At 46.6% G+C, this 15,848-nt stretch carries 15 protein-coding genes; 12 read left to right on the top strand and 3 right to left on the bottom strand.

What is annotated here, in order from left to right; translation table 11 throughout:
* Positions 1-3 precede the first annotated feature (3 nt).
* Positions 4-1,161: an MFS transporter gene (locus N5O98_RS09050; protein WP_004308817.1), complete on the top strand. Its 1,158-nt coding sequence runs from the start codon at positions 4-6 to the stop codon at positions 1,159-1,161.
* Between the two features lie 14 nt (positions 1,162-1,175).
* Here N5O98_RS09050 and N5O98_RS09045 read toward each other — a convergent pair whose 3' ends face one another.
* Entirely contained in the window at positions 1,176-3,395 is a 2,220-nt protein-coding gene (locus tag N5O98_RS09045) for a RelA/SpoT family protein (protein ID WP_004308819.1), read from the bottom strand.
* Between the two features lie 106 nt (positions 3,396-3,501).
* Between N5O98_RS09045 and N5O98_RS09040 the strand changes: the two genes are divergently transcribed.
* The 5 genes from N5O98_RS09040 (at position 3,502) to N5O98_RS09020 (ending at position 9,009) form a co-directional block, all read left to right on the top strand.
* Positions 3,502-5,019, top strand: coding sequence for a DUF4301 family protein (locus N5O98_RS09040; protein WP_004295746.1), 1,518 nt, complete (start codon positions 3,502-3,504; stop codon positions 5,017-5,019).
* A 101-nt stretch (positions 5,020-5,120) separates the two neighbouring features.
* On the top strand, positions 5,121-5,744 hold the full coding sequence (locus N5O98_RS09035; RefSeq protein WP_004295747.1) for a chloramphenicol acetyltransferase: 624 nt from the start codon (positions 5,121-5,123) through the stop codon (positions 5,742-5,744).
* 33 nt (positions 5,745-5,777) lie between these two features.
* Positions 5,778-7,172, top strand: a complete 1,395-nt coding sequence (locus tag N5O98_RS09030) for an acyloxyacyl hydrolase (RefSeq protein WP_004295748.1) — start codon at positions 5,778-5,780, stop codon at positions 7,170-7,172.
* Between the two features lie 24 nt (positions 7,173-7,196).
* Positions 7,197-7,760 carry a Crp/Fnr family transcriptional regulator gene (locus N5O98_RS09025; protein ID WP_004308858.1) on the top strand — a complete coding sequence of 188 codons (564 nt, stop codon included), beginning with the start codon at positions 7,197-7,199 and terminating at the stop codon, positions 7,758-7,760.
* 97 nt (positions 7,761-7,857) lie between these two features.
* Entirely contained in the window at positions 7,858-9,009 is a 1,152-nt protein-coding gene (locus N5O98_RS09020) for an acyltransferase family protein (protein WP_004308859.1), read from the top strand.
* 151 nt (positions 9,010-9,160) lie between these two features.
* On the opposite strand, the gene N5O98_RS09015 is transcribed toward N5O98_RS09020, so the two are convergent.
* On the bottom strand, positions 9,161-9,631 hold the full coding sequence (locus N5O98_RS09015; RefSeq protein ID WP_004308860.1) for a GNAT family N-acetyltransferase: 471 nt from the start codon (positions 9,629-9,631) through the stop codon (positions 9,161-9,163).
* A 21-nt stretch (positions 9,632-9,652) separates the two neighbouring features.
* Positions 9,653-10,819: a formate-dependent phosphoribosylglycinamide formyltransferase gene (purT, locus tag N5O98_RS09010; RefSeq protein WP_004303468.1), complete on the bottom strand. Its 1,167-nt coding sequence runs from the start codon at positions 10,817-10,819 to the stop codon at positions 9,653-9,655.
* A 678-nt stretch (positions 10,820-11,497) separates the two neighbouring features.
* Between purT and atpD the strand changes: the two genes are divergently transcribed.
* From atpD to atpF, 6 genes are all read left to right on the top strand, one after another.
* A complete protein-coding gene (gene atpD / locus N5O98_RS09005; protein ID WP_004295754.1) occupies positions 11,498-13,018 on the top strand; it encodes a F0F1 ATP synthase subunit beta in 1,521 nt (506 codons plus the stop codon).
* A gap of 12 nt (positions 13,019-13,030) precedes the next feature.
* Positions 13,031-13,276, top strand: coding sequence for an ATP synthase F1 subunit epsilon (gene atpC / locus N5O98_RS09000; protein WP_004303467.1), 246 nt, complete (start codon positions 13,031-13,033; stop codon positions 13,274-13,276).
* Between the two features lie 83 nt (positions 13,277-13,359).
* Positions 13,360-13,794 carry a hypothetical protein gene (locus tag N5O98_RS08995; protein WP_004303466.1) on the top strand — a complete coding sequence of 145 codons (435 nt, stop codon included), beginning with the start codon at positions 13,360-13,362 and terminating at the stop codon, positions 13,792-13,794.
* A complete protein-coding gene (gene atpB, locus N5O98_RS08990; protein ID WP_004303465.1) occupies positions 13,778-14,920 on the top strand; it encodes a F0F1 ATP synthase subunit A in 1,143 nt (380 codons plus the stop codon). The genes N5O98_RS08995 and atpB overlap by 17 nt, the downstream gene beginning before the upstream one ends.
* Before the next feature lie 108 nt (positions 14,921-15,028).
* On the top strand, positions 15,029-15,286 hold the full coding sequence (gene atpE / locus N5O98_RS08985) for an ATP synthase F0 subunit C (protein WP_004308863.1): 258 nt from the start codon (positions 15,029-15,031) through the stop codon (positions 15,284-15,286).
* Positions 15,287-15,342: 56 nt separating this feature from the next.
* Positions 15,343-15,846 carry a F0F1 ATP synthase subunit B gene (gene atpF / locus N5O98_RS08980; RefSeq protein ID WP_004295759.1) on the top strand — a complete coding sequence of 168 codons (504 nt, stop codon included), beginning with the start codon at positions 15,343-15,345 and terminating at the stop codon, positions 15,844-15,846.
* Positions 15,847-15,848 lie beyond the last annotated feature (2 nt).

The raw sequence follows: 15,848 nt of genomic DNA, 5'->3' as shown, positions 1-15,848 counted from the left end.
TATATGGCAGTTAAATTGTGGACAGTTCATTTTATGCGGATATGTGTAGCTAATTTGCTGTTGTTTATATCCTTGTATGTGTTATTTCCGGTGCTTTCCGTAGAGATGGCCGACCGTCTCGGAGTGCCGGCTGCACAGACAGGAGTAATCTTTCTCTTTTTCACCTTGGGGATGTTCCTCATCGGTCCTTTCCATGCCTATCTGGTAGATGCATACAAGCGTAAGTACGTCTGTATGTTTGCTGCTGCCCTGATGGTAGTGGCGACCATCGGATACGCCTTTGTTACCAACCTCACAGAACTGATTCTGTTGGGCACCGTGCAAGGGCTTGCCTTTGGCATAGGCACAACAGCCGGCATCACATTGGCCATCGACATCACCAACTCCACACTGCGCAGTGCGGGAAACGTCAGTTTCTCCTGGATGGCACGTATGGGAATGATCGCAGGCATTATCCTCGGAGTATGGCTTTATCAAAGCCAATCCTTCCAAACCCTGCTCACTGTATCTGTCATAACCGGAGCTGTCGGAATCCTCATGTTATCAGGAGTCTACGTACCTTTCCGTGCGCCGATTGTCACCAAACTCTATTCCTTCGACCGCTTCCTATTGCTTCGTGGATGGGTTCCTGCCATCAATCTGATCCTGATAACCTTCATTCCGGGACTGCTGGTTCCCATGGTACACCCTTTCCTAAACGATTTCGTACTCGGAAACACAGGAATCCCCGTACCGTTCTTTGTAGGAACAGCCCTCGGATACATCGTTTCCCTGTTCTTTGCACGTCTGTTTTTCCTGAAAGAGAAAACACTGCGACTGGTCATTATAGGACTCGGATTGGAAATCGTAGCCATGTCCCTACTGAATACAGACATCTCCATAGGCATTTCCTCCGTACTCTTAGGACTGGGCTTAGGCTTTATCCTGCCGGAATTTCTGGTGATGTTCGTAAAGCTATCCCACCATTGCCAACGCGGAACAGCCAACACCACCCATCTGCTGGCAACCGAAATCGGCATTTCCCTGGGAATCGCTACCGCCTGCTACATGGAATTGGATACAGATAAGATGCTACATACCGGACAGATAGTAGCATCCATTGCTTTACTCTTCTTTGCATTGATTACCTATCCTTATTATATAAAGAAGAAAGTAAGATAGGAGAGTAGCCGGAATTAATTCCGGCTAACTTGTTTTACTCCCTTTATAGTACGTAATTTCTTGATAAGAGCCTCCAAACGTCCCGTATCACCCACCATGACCGTCAGTGTTCCGGAGAACAAACCGTCGTTCGAGTCAATACCGATGGAGCGCAGCGTGATACCATTCTCTTTGGATATAATAGAAGTGATATTAGTCACGATACCAATATCATCATGCCCTACAACCCGCAGCGTGATAGGATATTGCGTACCTACCGATTTCCCCGCCCAACGAGCCTTCACAATACGATAACCGAAACGTTCGCGCATCTGATTGGCATTCGGACAGTCCGCCCGGTGTATCTTGATACCACCGCTTACCGTAACGAAACCAAACACATCATCCCCGTAAATCGGATTACAACATTTAGCCAACTTGAATTCCAACCCTTTCAGATTCTGATCGATTACCAGAACATCTTCCTTAGACGTCGTTTCCTCTTGTTGCGCAGCCTGCAAGTTATACCCTTCGGCACTGCGATACACAATTTCATCGTGCGTATCACTGTCCCGCTTCTGTTGCTCCACATACTTATCCAGAATCTCGTTAACGTCCAGTCCACCGTCGGCAATCCGCTGATAAAACTCCGTCACATTCTTGAAGCCCAAACGCTTGATGAGGCGCATCATGGTCGCTTCATCATATTCCAACTTACGATTCTTGAATTTCCGTTCCAGCGTCTCCTTGGCAAAAGCGTGCTGGCGTGCCACCATCTCTTTGAGAGCCTGCCTTATCTTGGTGCGCGCTTTGGAAGTCGTCACGATGTTCAGCCAGTCCTGCTTCGGCGTCTGGGTGTTTGAAGTCATGATCTCCACTTGGTCGCCGCTGTTCAGTTTCTGTTTGAGCTGCACATTCTTGCCGTTCACTTTCGCGCCGATACACTTGCATCCCAACTTACTATGGATATGGAAAGCAAAATCCAATACCGTAGCCCCTTTGGCGAGCTTGAACAAATCCCCCTTGGGCGTGAAGACAAACACTTCATCCTCGTAGAGATCCATCTTAAACTGATCCATCACTTTCAGTGAATCGTTGTCTGCATTCTCCAACGCCTCCCGCACAGAAGTCAACCACTCGTCCAGACCCGTTTCACCCTTGATACCTTTATATCTCCAGTGAGCAGCCAATCCGCGTTCCGCGATCTCGTCCATGCGGCGGGTACGTATCTGCACTTCCACCCATTTCCCTTCCGGGCCCATCACAGTGATGTGCAACGACTCGTAACCATTGCTTTTCGGGATAGAGAGCCAGTCGCGCAGACGCTTCGGGTTCGGCTGGTACATATCCGTAACAATCGAATAAACCTGCCAGCATTCCTGCTTCTCCTTAGCCGGGTCCGGCTCCGAATCGAGGATGATACGGATGGCGAACAAGTCATAAATCCCCTCAAAAGACGTTTTCTGCTTCTGAATCTTGTTCCATATCGAATGAATCGACTTGGTACGCCCCTTGATGTCGAACTTCAATCCTGCTTCCGACACCTTCCTCTGGATCGGTTCGATAAAAGCAGCGATATACTTGTCGCGGGACGCCTTCGTCTCGTTCAGCTTATCCTTGATAAAATAGTACGTTTCCTTCTGCGTATATTTGAGAGACAAATCTTCCAGTTCCGATTTCAGCTTGTACAATCCCAGCTTATGTGCCAGCGGAGCATACAGGTAAGCAGCCTCGTTCGCCACTTTGAGCCGGTCCTCCTCGTTGCCCGTGTCCTTGATTTGGCGCATCACATTCACACGATCCGCAATCATAATCAGGATTACACGCATATCCTCCGCAAAAGAAAGCAGCAGATTACGGAAGTTTTCCGACTCGATAGCCGGACTCTTCGCATACAGCTCGTTCGTTTTCACCAATCCCTTGATGATACTTGCTACGTCATCCCCATATTCGGCGTTCACCTCGTCGATAGACAATACATGCCCCTTCACGATTTCGTGCAACATGATACCGATCAGGCACGAACCTTTCATACCGATTTCCTCGGCAACGATCACTGCCGTTTGTAAATCTCTGATGACGGGATTCATCCCGAAGTTATTGCGTTGCAGACCGTTACACTGGGCCGCTTTGATAAGATGTCTCTTTAACTTTAGGCAATCCTTCCAGGAAATGCTATCTCCTGCAGATTGCAACAAATGCCGGTAGAGTGAAAAAAGCTCCTTTTTTTCCTCTGATGTAAAAAAGTCGTCCATATTCAATCTTGTTAATTCGATGTAAAATTAGTTTTTTTCCCGGTTATTCGGCAAGAAGTAAATAACATTTTGTATTTTTGGGCATCAATTAATAAAATTAGATATTATGATAACGACACAGGACAAAGAGTTGCTTGCCAAGAAAGGCATCACGGAAGAGCAAATTGTAGAACAATTAGCATGCTTCCAGACGGGTTTCCCCTTTTTGAAGCTGGATGCGGCAGCCTCCATCGAAAAGGGAATATTAGCTCCCGATGCAGAAGAACAGAAGGCTTATTTGGCCGCCTGGGATGCATATACCAACACAGATAAGACTGTTGTGAAGTTCGTGCCCGCCTCCGGTGCAGCGAGTCGTATGTTCAAGAACCTGTTCGAGTTCCTGTCTGCCGACTATGACCGGCCGACTACCAAGTTCGAACAGACATTCTTCGACGGAATCAAGAATTTTGCTTTCTATGATGACCTGAATGTAGCCTGCCAGCGTATCGACGGAAAAGATATTCCCGGACTGATCGAAGACGGCAACTATAAAGCAGTGGTATCCGCCCTGCTCGAAACAGCCGGACTGAATTACGGCGCACTACCGAAAGGTCTGCTCAAATTCCATAAGTATCCCGAAGGTTCACGCACGCCGATGGAAGAACATCTCGCCGAAGGAGCCTTGTATGCTGCCGGAAAGAGCGGTAAAGTAAACGTGCACTTCACGGTATCTACCGAACACCGTGAACTCTTCAAGAAGCTGGTAGCCGAAAAGGTAGACGAATTTTCCAAACGCTATGGAGTAGACTATTACATCACCTTCTCCGAACAAAAGCCGAGTACCGACACGATTGCCGCCGACATGGACAACCAACCTTTCCGTGACAACGGCAAACTGCTGTTCCGTCCCGGTGGCCACGGCGCACTGATCGAGAACCTGAACGACCTCGATGCAGACATTATCTTCATCAAGAACATCGACAACGTAGTGCCCGACAGACTGAAAGCCGACACCGTTACTTATAAGAAACTGATTGCCGGAGTGCTCGTGACTTTGCAAGAACAAGTATTCGAATACCTTACCCTGCTCGACAGCGGTAAATACACCCACGACCAGATGATGGAAATGCTTCAATTCCTGCAAAAGAAACTCTTCTGCAAGAATCCGGAGACGAAAGACCTCGAAGATTCCGTACTCGCCATCTACCTGAAAAACAAGTTCAACCGCCCGATGCGCGTCTGCGGAATGGTGAAGAACGTAGGCGAACCCGGTGGCGGCCCGTTCCTTGCTTACAACAGCGACGGAACCATCTCCCTGCAAATCCTCGAAAGCTCACAGATCGACATGGACGATCCGGAAAAGAAAGAAATGTTCGAGAAAGGCACACACTTCAATCCGGTAGACCTCGTATGCGCCGTGCGCGATTATAAAGGACATAAGTTCGACCTGGTGAAGTATGTAGATAAAGCAACAGGCTTCATCTCCTACAAATCGAAGAACGGCAAAGACCTGAAAGCTCTCGAACTTCCCGGCTTGTGGAACGGAGCGATGAGCGACTGGAATACCGTCTTTGTAGAAGTGCCACTTTCCACTTTCAACCCGGTAAAAACAGTGAACGACTTGTTGCGTGAGCAACATCAGTAAAGAGTCTGAATTTAGAAACGCAGATTACCGCAAAGGAAATAGGCTAAATCTGCGATAATTTGCGTTAATCTGCGTTTCTCAAATAAAAAAGAGTGTTTAGAATGAATCAGATAGAGAAGATCATCGATATTGCTACTTGGAACAGAAGAGAACATTACGAACATTTCAGTGCTTTTGACGATCCGTTTTTCGGAGTGACCGTTCAGGTAGACTGTACGCGCGCATATCAGGAAGCCAAAACCAAAGGCATATCCTTTTCCCTGTTAGTCCTCCACCGGATAACGACTGCCGCTGCTGCGGTAGAAGAATTCCGTTATCGCATCGAAGGCGATAAGGTGGTGTGCTATGACAGCCTTCTGCCCGAAGCCACCGTAGGCCGTGACGACCATACCTTTTCTTTTGCCGCCTTTGAATACGATCCGGACGAACTCGTTTTTATCCGTCGGGCAAAGGCAGAAATGGAACGTTTGCAAGTCACTACGGGACTCAACAAAGGAGGCACTTTCCATCCCAATGCCATTCATTATTCGGCAGTGCCGTGGCTCTCATTCACCGACATGAAGCACCCCACCAATATGCGTTCGGGCGACAGTGTTCCCAAAATCTCCACCGGAAAGTACTTCCGTGATGGAGAAAGACTGATGATGCCCGTTTCCGTAACCTGCCATCATGGGTTGATGGACGGCTATCATGTGGCACAGTTTATTGAGAAGCTCCATTTGTAACTTCCGTTCTGAAAAGACAAACCAGACTATTATATGAGAGTAAAGATACCCAGATGGGAAATCGCCGTAATCTGTTCCGCTTTGCTTTTCCCCGGCACTTCGCTTAGTGCGCAGGAGGTAGGGCAGGAAGAGAAAGAGGTGAAGGAAATGCGGCAAGACGTAGAACAGCTCCAGCAGGACGTCCGCCAACTTCGTGAAGAAGTGCGGAGATTGCAGGAAGAAATTCATGGCTTCCGGCACAACAGCTTCCCGCAATGCGGAGCCGACACTGTAGCTCCCTACGTTCCCCACCATTTCATTCACCGGTTGGGGATAGAGGCGCGGCCGCAATACGTGTTCCCCACCAATCCTTTCCTGCAAGGCGAGAACGAACGGTGGAAACCCATCCAGAGTTCATTTGCCGCTCATCTGAAATACTCTTTCAAGTTTCGTCCCAACACCTGTGCCGACCGCATCTATGGCGGAGCTTATCAAGGTTTCGGCTTGGCTTTCACCACCTTTGGCGACAAAAAGCAACTGGGTGATCCGATGACGTTCTATGTCTTTCAAGGTGCACGCATTGCCCGTTTCAATCCCCGCCTTTCGCTCAATTACGAGTGGAATTTCGGTATTTCTGCCGGATGGAAACCTTATGACAACGATTACAACTCCTACAACGGAGCCGTAGGCTCACGGGTGAATGCCTACCTCAATGCGGGTATCTACCTTAACTGGTCGCTTTCCCGTTATTTCGACTTTATCATCGGCGGAGACTTCACGCATTTCTCCAACGGCAACACCAAGTTTCCCAATGCAGGTGTCAACACCACCGGAGCGAAAATCGGACTGGTGTACAACTTCAACCGGGAAGAAGCCGACCTCACTAAATCATTGGTTCATCCCTACGTTCCCCGTTTTCCGCGACACGTCAGTTATGACCTTGTGTTGTTCGGCTCGTGGCGTCGCAAAGGCGTCTATGTAGGCGAGAAGCAGATTGCATCACCGGGCAGCTATCCCGTAGCGGGATTCAACTTTGCTCCGATGTACAATCTCAACTATAAGCTGCGTTTCGGAGTTTCGCTGGACGGTGTTTATGACGGTAGTGCTAATGTGTACACTGAAGATGCGCTGGTGGAGTACGATGCAGGCAGTGGTTCCTCCCGTCGTAAATTTCTCGTGCCGGGCATTCAGAATCAGCTTGCGCTCGGACTTTCCGGACGGGCAGAATACGTGATGCCGTTTTTTACCATCGGTGTCGGCTTGGGAACGAATGTGCTGGGGCGTGGCGATTTGCGCGGACTGTATCAGGTCTTTGCGTTGAAGATCAACGTCACCCGGAGTTCATTCCTTCACATCGGCTACAATCTTCAGGATTTCCAGACCCCTAATTATCTGATGCTCGGTCTTGGTTTCCGTTTTAATAATAAATATCCTAAAGTACGTCATTAACCCCCAATACGCCATTACCCCCAAATGGAACATATCATTCGTAAAATCAGGCAAATCTATCCGGTTTCCGACGAAGCACTTCAAGCGCTTCAGGCGAATATGGAATTAAGGTATTATCCCAAAGATACCCGTATCGTTCAGGCAGGCGTCACAGACCGCCTGGTATATTTCATTGAAGAGGGCATCGCCCGTTCCGTATTCCACCACAACGGAGAGGACACCACTACGTGGTTCAGTCAGGAGGGCGACGTCACGTTCGGCATGGATTCGCTCTACTATCAGCAACCATCGGTAGAAAGCGTTGAAACGCTTTCCGATTGCAAAATCTACGTCATCCACATCGACAAGCTGAATGCCCTCTACGAAACATATATCGACATAGCCAACTGGGGAAGAATCCTGCATCAGAATGTGAATAAGGAGCTTAGCCACATGTTTGTGGAGCGCCTCCAACTTTCGCCCAAAGAACGCTACGAACAGTTCAACCGTCGCTATCCCGGATTAATAAACCGAGTGAAGCTGAAATATGTGGCTGCTTTTCTGGGCATTTCCATCTATACCCTTAGTCGGGTACGTGCTAAAAAATAGCGATTAGCAGGGCTTTTTTGCTTTAGAGCAAAGAAACTTCGTAGCGCAAACCGTATCTTTGCCTTCTGAAAATACTAACTTACTAATAGAAAAACAAATGTCGAACATTTCTGCTTCAGCTTTTTCAGACACCAAGGCGCATTATGATCTTCTTGACGGACTTCGCGGTGTGGCGGCTCTTATGGTGATATGGTATCACGTATTCGAGGGCTTCGCTTTTGCCAGTAATAGCGCTATTGAAACTCTGAATCACGGATATTTAGCCGTGGATTTCTTTTTTATCCTTTCGGGTTTTGTGATCGGTTATGCTTACGACGACCGTTGGGGTAAAAGTCTCACCATGAAAGATTTCTTTAAACGCCGATTGATACGTCTTCATCCGATGGTCATTATGGGTGCCGTTCTCGGTGCTATCACGTTCTGTATTCAGGGGAGTGTGCAATGGGACGGGACGCACGTAGCTATCTCCATGATAATGTTGTCTCTGCTTTGTACGATCTTCTTCATTCCTGCCATGCCGGGTGTTGGGTACGAAGTTCGTGGCAACGGTGAGATGTTTCCGTTGAATGGTCCTTGCTGGTCATTGTTTTTTGAGTATATCGGCAATATCCTGTATGCGTTGTTCATTCGCCGCTTGTCCAACAAGGCACTGACGGTGTTTGTGGTGTTGCTGGGCGTAGCGTTGGCGGCGTTTGCTGTTTTTAATGTCTCCACTTATGGAAACATAGGAGTGGGCTGGACGCTGGATGGGGTTAACTTTTTGGGCGGTTCCTTGCGTATGCTTTTCCCTTTTTCGTTGGGTATGCTTATGTCGCGCAATTTCAAGCCTATGAAGGTGAAAGGTGCATTTTGGATATGTGCTATTGCGCTGATTGCCCTGTTCTCTGTTCCTTATCTGGAAGGGTTGGAGCCGCTTTGCATGAATGGTGTTTATGAAGCGTTTTGCGTGATTGTGGCTTTCCCTATCATTCTGTGGATAGGAGCGTCGGGTACCACCACGGACAAGCAATCGACAAAGATATGTAAGTTTTTGGGAGATATATCTTATCCGGTTTATGTGATACATTATCCGTTGATGTATCTGTTCTATGCATGGCTGATTGAGAATCAACTCTACACGTTAGGTGAAACCTGGCACGTAGCTTTGTGTGTCTTTATTTTGAGTATTATTCTTGCTTATCTGTGTTTGAAGCTGTATGATGAACCAATACGTAAATATTTGGCTAAACGTTTATTGAGTAAGAAATGACGTTTTCATTTCATGAAGTTAAAAAGAAAAACTCCACTAATGTAACTTTATCCGTCACCATAGCTGGAGTTTTTCTTATATAAAATAAGACTTTCTTTATCTGCAAATGAGCTTTCTTCTATGTTTTCATCTTAGAAATGATTAGATGTGATTAACAGAACTGCTTGCTCATCTTATAATTGGTGAGACACATTTGATTAGCTTTCCGCTTTTGCTCTTCATCGACCTGAAAACCTTGTTTTTCAAAAAATGGTTTTGCCGTGATGCTAACTTCCGATGTTAATCTTTTCGCACCTCTTTCTCGTGCATATGCTTCGAGATGCTTATACAAAGATGTTGCGACACCTTGATGCTGAAAGTCCTTGTGAACGAACAGCGTGTGCATATATCCGTCATCGTTTACAGAGCCAAAGCCTACAATCACGCCTTCTTCGTTTTCTGCAACCACATAATGTTGTTCTTCGAAAAGCTCATTCCAGTGTGACGTATCGTCTCCGCACGAAGCCCAATCTGCTACTTCTTCGGCTGTATAATCTTTTCGGTTCACAGTCAGAACTGTATGCTGATATAGCTCTTGCAGTGCTGGAATATCAGACAGGTTTACTTGGCGGATTTTATTCATCTTATCTCTGAATTTCTTGTATTAATGAACTTCTACTTTCTCTGCAATTCTCTTAGCCTTGTCGCGCAACGCATCCAAATCAGAATCAAGCGGAGCATAACAAAGTACCACACCCATACGGCGGTTGACACGTGTAAACGGTTTGCCGAAAATGCGGAGATAAGTATCTTCTTCTTTGGTCACTTCTTCTAGTCCGCGATATTGAGGACGTTCCTGGCTGGCAATCGGGGAAAGGATCACAGCGCTTGCGCCTATCCGTTCTTGTTTGATGCCGGGAATGGGCAGGCCGAGTACGGCACGCAGATGCAATTCAAATTCATTCAGGTTTTGTGTGCCCGCCAGTGTCACCATACCTGTGTCATGCGGACGAGGAGAGAGTTCGGAGAAATAGACTCCATTATCATGGCTTAGGAAGAACTCAACTCCCCAAAGTCCTGCACCTGTGAGGGCACGGGTTACTTTCTCCGCCATCTCTTCCGCTTCTTTCAAATGGGCGGGATCAATGTGTGCAGGCTGGAAACTTTCGCGGTAGTCGCCACCTTTCTGCACGTGTCCGATAGGAGGGCAGAAGAGGGTAGGGCCGTTCTTTTGGGTAACGGTGAGCAGGGTGATTTCGCTGTCGAACTTGATAAATTCTTCAATGATAAGTTCGCGAATATCGCCACGACTGCCGCTGCATCCGTATTCCCAGGCATGTTCGAGTTCGTCGGCACTCTTCACGAGCGATTGTCCTTTGCCGGAAGAAGACATCAATGGTTTAACGACACAAGGGAAACCGATTTTATCGGCAGCTTCTTTCAGTTCTTCCAGAGTTTTGGCATAGAAGTATTTGGCTGTTTTCAGTCCGAGTTCTTGGGCGGCAAGGTCGCGAATGGCTTTACGGTTCATGGTGAAGTTCACAGCACGAGCGCTGGGAACTACCTGAATGCCTTCTTTTTCGAAGTCGTATAAACGTTCTGTACGGATGGCTTCAATCTCCGGAACGATGATGTCCGGGCGGTGTTTCTTCACCACGCGTTCCAGCTCTTCACCGTTCAGCATGTCGAATACTTCAAATTCATCGGCCACTTGCATAGCCGGTGCTCCTGCATAGGAGTCGCAAGCAATGATGTGCTGGCCTTTACGTTGAGCTGAAATTACAAATTCTTTTCCTAGTTCGCCAGAACCGAGTAACAGTATTTTCTTCATCATTTTGAGTGTTTTATATTAGTGGTGCAAAATTACAGCAAAAAAATGAGATAATAATTGTATGTGGCGTTATTATATTGCTCTTTTATGCAAATTGGGAACTTTATAAAGATGGATGTGAATCTTAATGCAAAAATGCGGAATATATAAGGAATAGAATAGATAGGAGAAAAACAGGAAATATGGCTTTAAACTTTCTTAAGGAAAACATGAAAATACGGACTTTTCTGTGTTCGAGCACAAAACTAGTTGTTTTTGCCACTATTTCTTGTTTTTGCTAATCCATTGATTTTTAACAAAGAGATAGGAAACTCGATGGGTTAATTTAGTTTATTGATAGATTATTGCCCCCAAACTTGTTTTGCTATTGATTTGTAGCAGAAATTTGCCTGAATTGGTCAATCTGTAGTCATTGTAGGTCTAATAAGTGTTATCGAACGACAAATTATGAAAAAGGAAGCACAACGACACGGAATTGTTTCTACATTTGCGCAGTTGTTTCTTTAACTATTTCTAAGGACAGAAGTTTATGGGATATAGAAAATAGTTGAACAAAAACTGAACTCAACTGTTTATTATAATAATGAAATAGGTAAAACGCGAAAAATGTGCATTCCTTTCATATTATAAAGTCAAAAAGGAGAGAAAAGAATAATATAAATAAATTAGAGATTGCTTATGTCACAGATTATCGGACATATCTCGCAGGTGATCGGCCCTGTGGTCGATGTGTACTTTGAGGGTACGGATGCAGAATTGGTGCTGCCAAGCATCCACGACGCACTGGAGATAAAGAGGCCAAACGGCAAAATACTGGTTGTAGAAGTTCAGCAACATATCGGCGAAAATACGGTGCGTACCGTAGCGATGGACAGTACTGACGGACTTCAGAGAGGCATGAAAGTGTATCCCACCGGAGGCCCGATCACGATGCCGATTGGCGAACAGATTAAAGGACGACTGATGAACGTAGTCGGTGATTCGATCGACGGTATGAAAGGACTCGACCGCAAAGGTGCATATTCCATTCATCGCGACCCCCCTAAGTTTGAGGATTTGACTACTGTGCAAGAGGTGCTCTTCACAGGTATCAAAGTGATCGACCTGCTCGAACCGTATGCCAAAGGTGGTAAAATCGGTTTGTTCGGCGGTGCCGGTGTAGGAAAGACTGTATTGATTCAGGAACTTATCAATAATATCGCCAAGAAACATAATGGATTCTCTGTATTTGCCGGAGTAGGTGAACGTACCCGTGAAGGTAACGACTTGCTGCGCGAAATGATTGAATCCGGTGTAATCCGTTACGGCGAAGCATTCAAAGAAGGAATGGAGAAAGGTCACTGGGATCTTTCGAAAGTGGATTATAACGAACTGGAGAAATCGCAAGTGTCTCTGATTTTCGGTCAGATGAACGAGCCTCCGGGCGCACGTGCCTCTGTGGCATTGTCCGGACTGACGGTGGCGGAATCTTTCCGCGACGCAGGAAAAGAAGGTGAGAAACGCGATATTCTGTTCTTTATTGATAATATCTTCCGTTTCACGCAAGCAGGTTCGGAAGTGTCCGCCCTTTTGGGACGTATGCCCTCCGCTGTTGGTTACCAGCCCACGTTGGCTACGGAAATGGGTGCGATGCAGGAACGTATCACGTCTACCCGCAAAGGTTCTATCACCTCCGTACAGGCGGTGTATGTGCCTGCCGATGACTTGACCGACCCGGCTCCTGCAACAACTTTCAGCCACTTGGACGCAACTACCGTGCTCGACCGTAAGATTACGGAGCTGGGTATTTATCCGGCGGTAGACCCGTTGGCTTCTACGTCACGTATCCTCGACCCGCACATTGTTGGCCAGGAACACTACGACGTAGCGCAGCAAGTGAAACAAATTCTGCAACGTAACAAGGAATTACAAGATATTATCTCCATCCTCGGTATGGAAGAACTCTCGGAAGAAGACAAGATGGTAGTGAACCGCGCCCGCCGTGTGCAGCGTTTCCTTTCACAACCGTTTGCCGTGGCTGAACAGTTTACAGGCGTTCCGGGTGTGATGGTGGGTATTGAAGACACCATCAAGGGATTCAAGATGATTCTGGAAGGAGAAGTGGATTATCTTCCCGAACAGGCTTTCTTGAATGTCGGAACCATTGAGGAGGCAATAGAGAAAGGTAAGAAATTGCTGGAACAGGCAGCAAAAAAATAAAAAGATAGCATGATGAAAGAACTGCATTTGAGTATAGTATCGCCCGAAAAGAGCATATTCGACGGAAATGTGAAGATTGTCACATTGCCGGGAATGATCGGTTCGTTTTCTATTCTCCCCGGGCATGCGCCCATTGTTTCGTCGTTGAAAGCGGGAACGTTGAGTTACACGACGATGGACGGAGAAGAGCACACGATGGATATTCAGGGCGGTTTTGTCGAAATGAGTGACGGTACGGTTTCTGCCTGTGTTTCCTGACGGAAACTCCTCACCGGCACAAAGACTAAGCATTAAAAAATTGAAAAAAACGAGGTTATAATCTTACAGAAAAACACAGTAACATGGTGAATATTAGTAAAACTAAACGGAATTTTATTTGGTGGCATACCTTATTTGCGGTAATTAGCGGGGCACTCGGAGCTGTCATTCTACACTTCGCTTTGCCGGGGCATTATTTCGGAGGGTATCCGTTTATTCCGATCTATTTTTACTTCTTCGGGCTGTTTAGCATTTATGCTTTCGACGCTTGCCGTCGGCATGCTCCACAGAGAATGTTACTGTTGTATCTGGCAACGAAGATGATAAAAATGATTCTTTCGCTGATTCTGGTATTGATTTATTGTCTTGCCGTTCGCGAAGAAGCCAGAGCCTTTCTGCTGACGTTTATCTTGTTCTATTTGATATATCTGGTATTCGAAACCTGGTTCTTCTTCTCTTTTGAGTTGAATCAGAAACGGAAAAAGAAAAATAAGAAGAAAAATGAAACAGTTGCATAACATAGTAGCTCCGTTGATTCTGTTCTGCCTCATGGCGGCAGTCAGCTTGCCGGTTCTTGCACAGGAACAGGAGGGGGAAGCGGTGTCACAACAGACGCAGGACGAGATTACTCCGAAAGAGGAACAGGAGAACACGGTGGATGTGAAAGAAATTGTGTTCGGTCATATCGGCGACTCCTACGAATGGCATATTACGACGTGGGGTAACACGCACATTACTATACCATTACCTATTATTGTTTATAGTAGCACTACAGGTTGGCACACGTTCCTTTCTTCCCGTCTCGAAGAGAATGGAGGGACTTATGAAGGACTTTCCATCGCTCCCGAAGGAAGTAAGTACGAGGGCAAACTGGTAGAGTATAATGCGGCAGGCGAACAGGTCCGCCCGTGGGATATTTCCATCACGAAAGTGACATTTGCTTTGCTGTTCAACAGCGTGTTGTTGCTCATCATCGTATTGAGCGTGTCACACTGGTACAGAAAACGTCCGCAAGGAGCGAAAGCGCCGGGAGGATTTATCGGATTCATGGAGATGTTCATCATGATGGTGAACGACGATATTATCAAGAGTTGTGTAGGACCCAACTACCGGAAGTTTGCACCGTATCTGCTGACAGCGTTCTTTTTCATCTTTATCAATAACATGATGGGATTGATTCCGTTCTTCCCCGGAGGTGCGAACGTGACGGGAAATATCGCTATCACTATGGTGCTTGCAGTCTGCACATTCCTGGCAGTGAATATCTTCGGTTCGAAACATTACTGGAAGGATATTTTCTGGCCTGATGTACCTTGGTGGCTGAAAGTGCCTATACCGATGATGCCATTCATCGAGTTCTTCGGAATCTTTACGAAACCGTTTGCTTTGATGATTCGTCTTTTTGCCAATATGCTGGCGGGACACATGGCGATGCTGGTGCTTACCTGCCTGATCTTTATCTCGGCAAGCATGGGGCCTGCACTGAACGGCACGCTGACGGTGGCTTCTGTATTGTTCAACATCTTTATGAATGCGCTTGAGTTGTTGGTTGCTTTCATCCAGGCTTACGTATTTACGATGTTGTCGGCAGTGTTTATCGGTCTGGCACAGGAAGGTGCCAAAGTGAAAGCTGAAGAAAATTGAAATGAAACGCGGTGAAAACGTTGATAAAAAGAATACGGAATAAACGCGCGGAATGAATGATTAAATAATAAACAAGAGAAAATATAAACCATTTTAAAACTGAAAATTATGTTACTATCAGTATTGTTACAAGCCACTGCAGCAGCAGTAGGAGTTAGTAAATTAGGTGCAGCTATCGGTGCAGGTCTTGCAGTAATCGGAGCTGGTTTGGGTATTGGTAAGATTGGTAGTTCGGCAATGGAGGCAATCGCACGCCAGCCGGAAGCATCAGGGGACATCCGTATGAACATGATTATCGCCGCCGCCTTGATTGAAGGTGTGGCTCTGTTGGCGGTAGTAGTTTGTCTGTTGGTGTTCTTCCTCTAAAAGGGAGAACCCACCCCAGCTTTTAATTTATAGTCTTTAATTTCTAATTAAAAGATATGTCATTACTATTACCTGATAGTGGCCTGCTGTTCTGGATGTTTCTCTCATTCGGGATTGTGTTCGTGATATTGGCGAAATACGGCTTCCCCGTCATCATCAAGATGGTGGAGGGTCGTAAGACCTATATCGACCAGTCTTTGGAGGTGGCGAGAGAGGCTAATGCCCAGTTGTCTAAACTGAAAGAGGAAGGCGACGCATTGGTGGCTGCCGCCAACAAAGAACAAGGACGCATCTTGAGGGAAGCAATGGAAGAACGTGACAAGATTGTTCACGAGGCCCGTAAACAAGCCGAAATTGCCGCACAAAAAGAACTGGATGCGGTGAAACAACAAATCCAGATAGAGAAAGACGAAGCCATCCGCGACATCCGTCGCCAGGTAGCCGTGCTTTCTGTGGACATCGCCGAGAAAGTGCTCCGCAAGAGTCTTGAGGACAAGGAAGCACAGATGGGCATGATCGACCGTATGCTGGATGAAGTACTAACCCCGAATAAGAACTAAGG

Origin of the sequence: Bacteroides sp. LFL-34, assembly GCF_027257075.1 — a bacterium.
GTDB classification, from domain to species: domain Bacteria; phylum Bacteroidota; class Bacteroidia; order Bacteroidales; family Bacteroidaceae; genus Bacteroides; species Bacteroides ovatus.
Note: the sequence above shows the minus strand (reverse complement) of the source record. Positions and strands in the feature narration are given on the sequence as shown.

Bases quoted from the DNA above. Each gene is read 5' to 3' on its own strand.
- N5O98_RS09035 (WP_004295747.1), top strand. From the start codon at position 5,121: ATGAATCAGATAGAGAAGATCATCGATATTGCTACTTGGAACAGAAGA.
- N5O98_RS09040 (WP_004295746.1), top strand. From the start codon at position 3,502: ATGATAACGACACAGGACAAAGAGTTGCTTGCCAAGAAAGGCATCACG.
- atpE (WP_004308863.1), top strand. From the start codon at position 15,029: ATGTTACTATCAGTATTGTTACAAGCCACTGCAGCAGCAGTAGGAGTT.
- atpD (WP_004295754.1), top strand. From the start codon at position 11,498: ATGTCACAGATTATCGGACATATCTCGCAGGTGATCGGCCCTGTGGTC.
- atpF (WP_004295759.1), top strand. From the start codon at position 15,343: ATGTCATTACTATTACCTGATAGTGGCCTGCTGTTCTGGATGTTTCTC.
- purT (WP_004303468.1), bottom strand. From the start codon at position 10,819: ATGAAGAAAATACTGTTACTCGGTTCTGGCGAACTAGGAAAAGAATTT.
- atpC (WP_004303467.1), top strand. From the start codon at position 13,031: ATGAAAGAACTGCATTTGAGTATAGTATCGCCCGAAAAGAGCATATTC.
- N5O98_RS09050 (WP_004308817.1), top strand. From the start codon at position 4: ATGGCAGTTAAATTGTGGACAGTTCATTTTATGCGGATATGTGTAGCT.
- N5O98_RS09025 (WP_004308858.1), top strand. From the start codon at position 7,197: ATGGAACATATCATTCGTAAAATCAGGCAAATCTATCCGGTTTCCGAC.
- N5O98_RS09015 (WP_004308860.1), bottom strand. From the start codon at position 9,631: ATGAATAAAATCCGCCAAGTAAACCTGTCTGATATTCCAGCACTGCAA.
- N5O98_RS09030 (WP_004295748.1), top strand. From the start codon at position 5,778: ATGAGAGTAAAGATACCCAGATGGGAAATCGCCGTAATCTGTTCCGCT.
- N5O98_RS09045 (WP_004308819.1), bottom strand. From the start codon at position 3,395: ATGGACGACTTTTTTACATCAGAGGAAAAAAAGGAGCTTTTTTCACTC.
- N5O98_RS09020 (WP_004308859.1), top strand. From the start codon at position 7,858: ATGTCGAACATTTCTGCTTCAGCTTTTTCAGACACCAAGGCGCATTAT.
- N5O98_RS08995 (WP_004303466.1), top strand. From the start codon at position 13,360: ATGGTGAATATTAGTAAAACTAAACGGAATTTTATTTGGTGGCATACC.
- atpB (WP_004303465.1), top strand. From the start codon at position 13,778: ATGAAACAGTTGCATAACATAGTAGCTCCGTTGATTCTGTTCTGCCTC.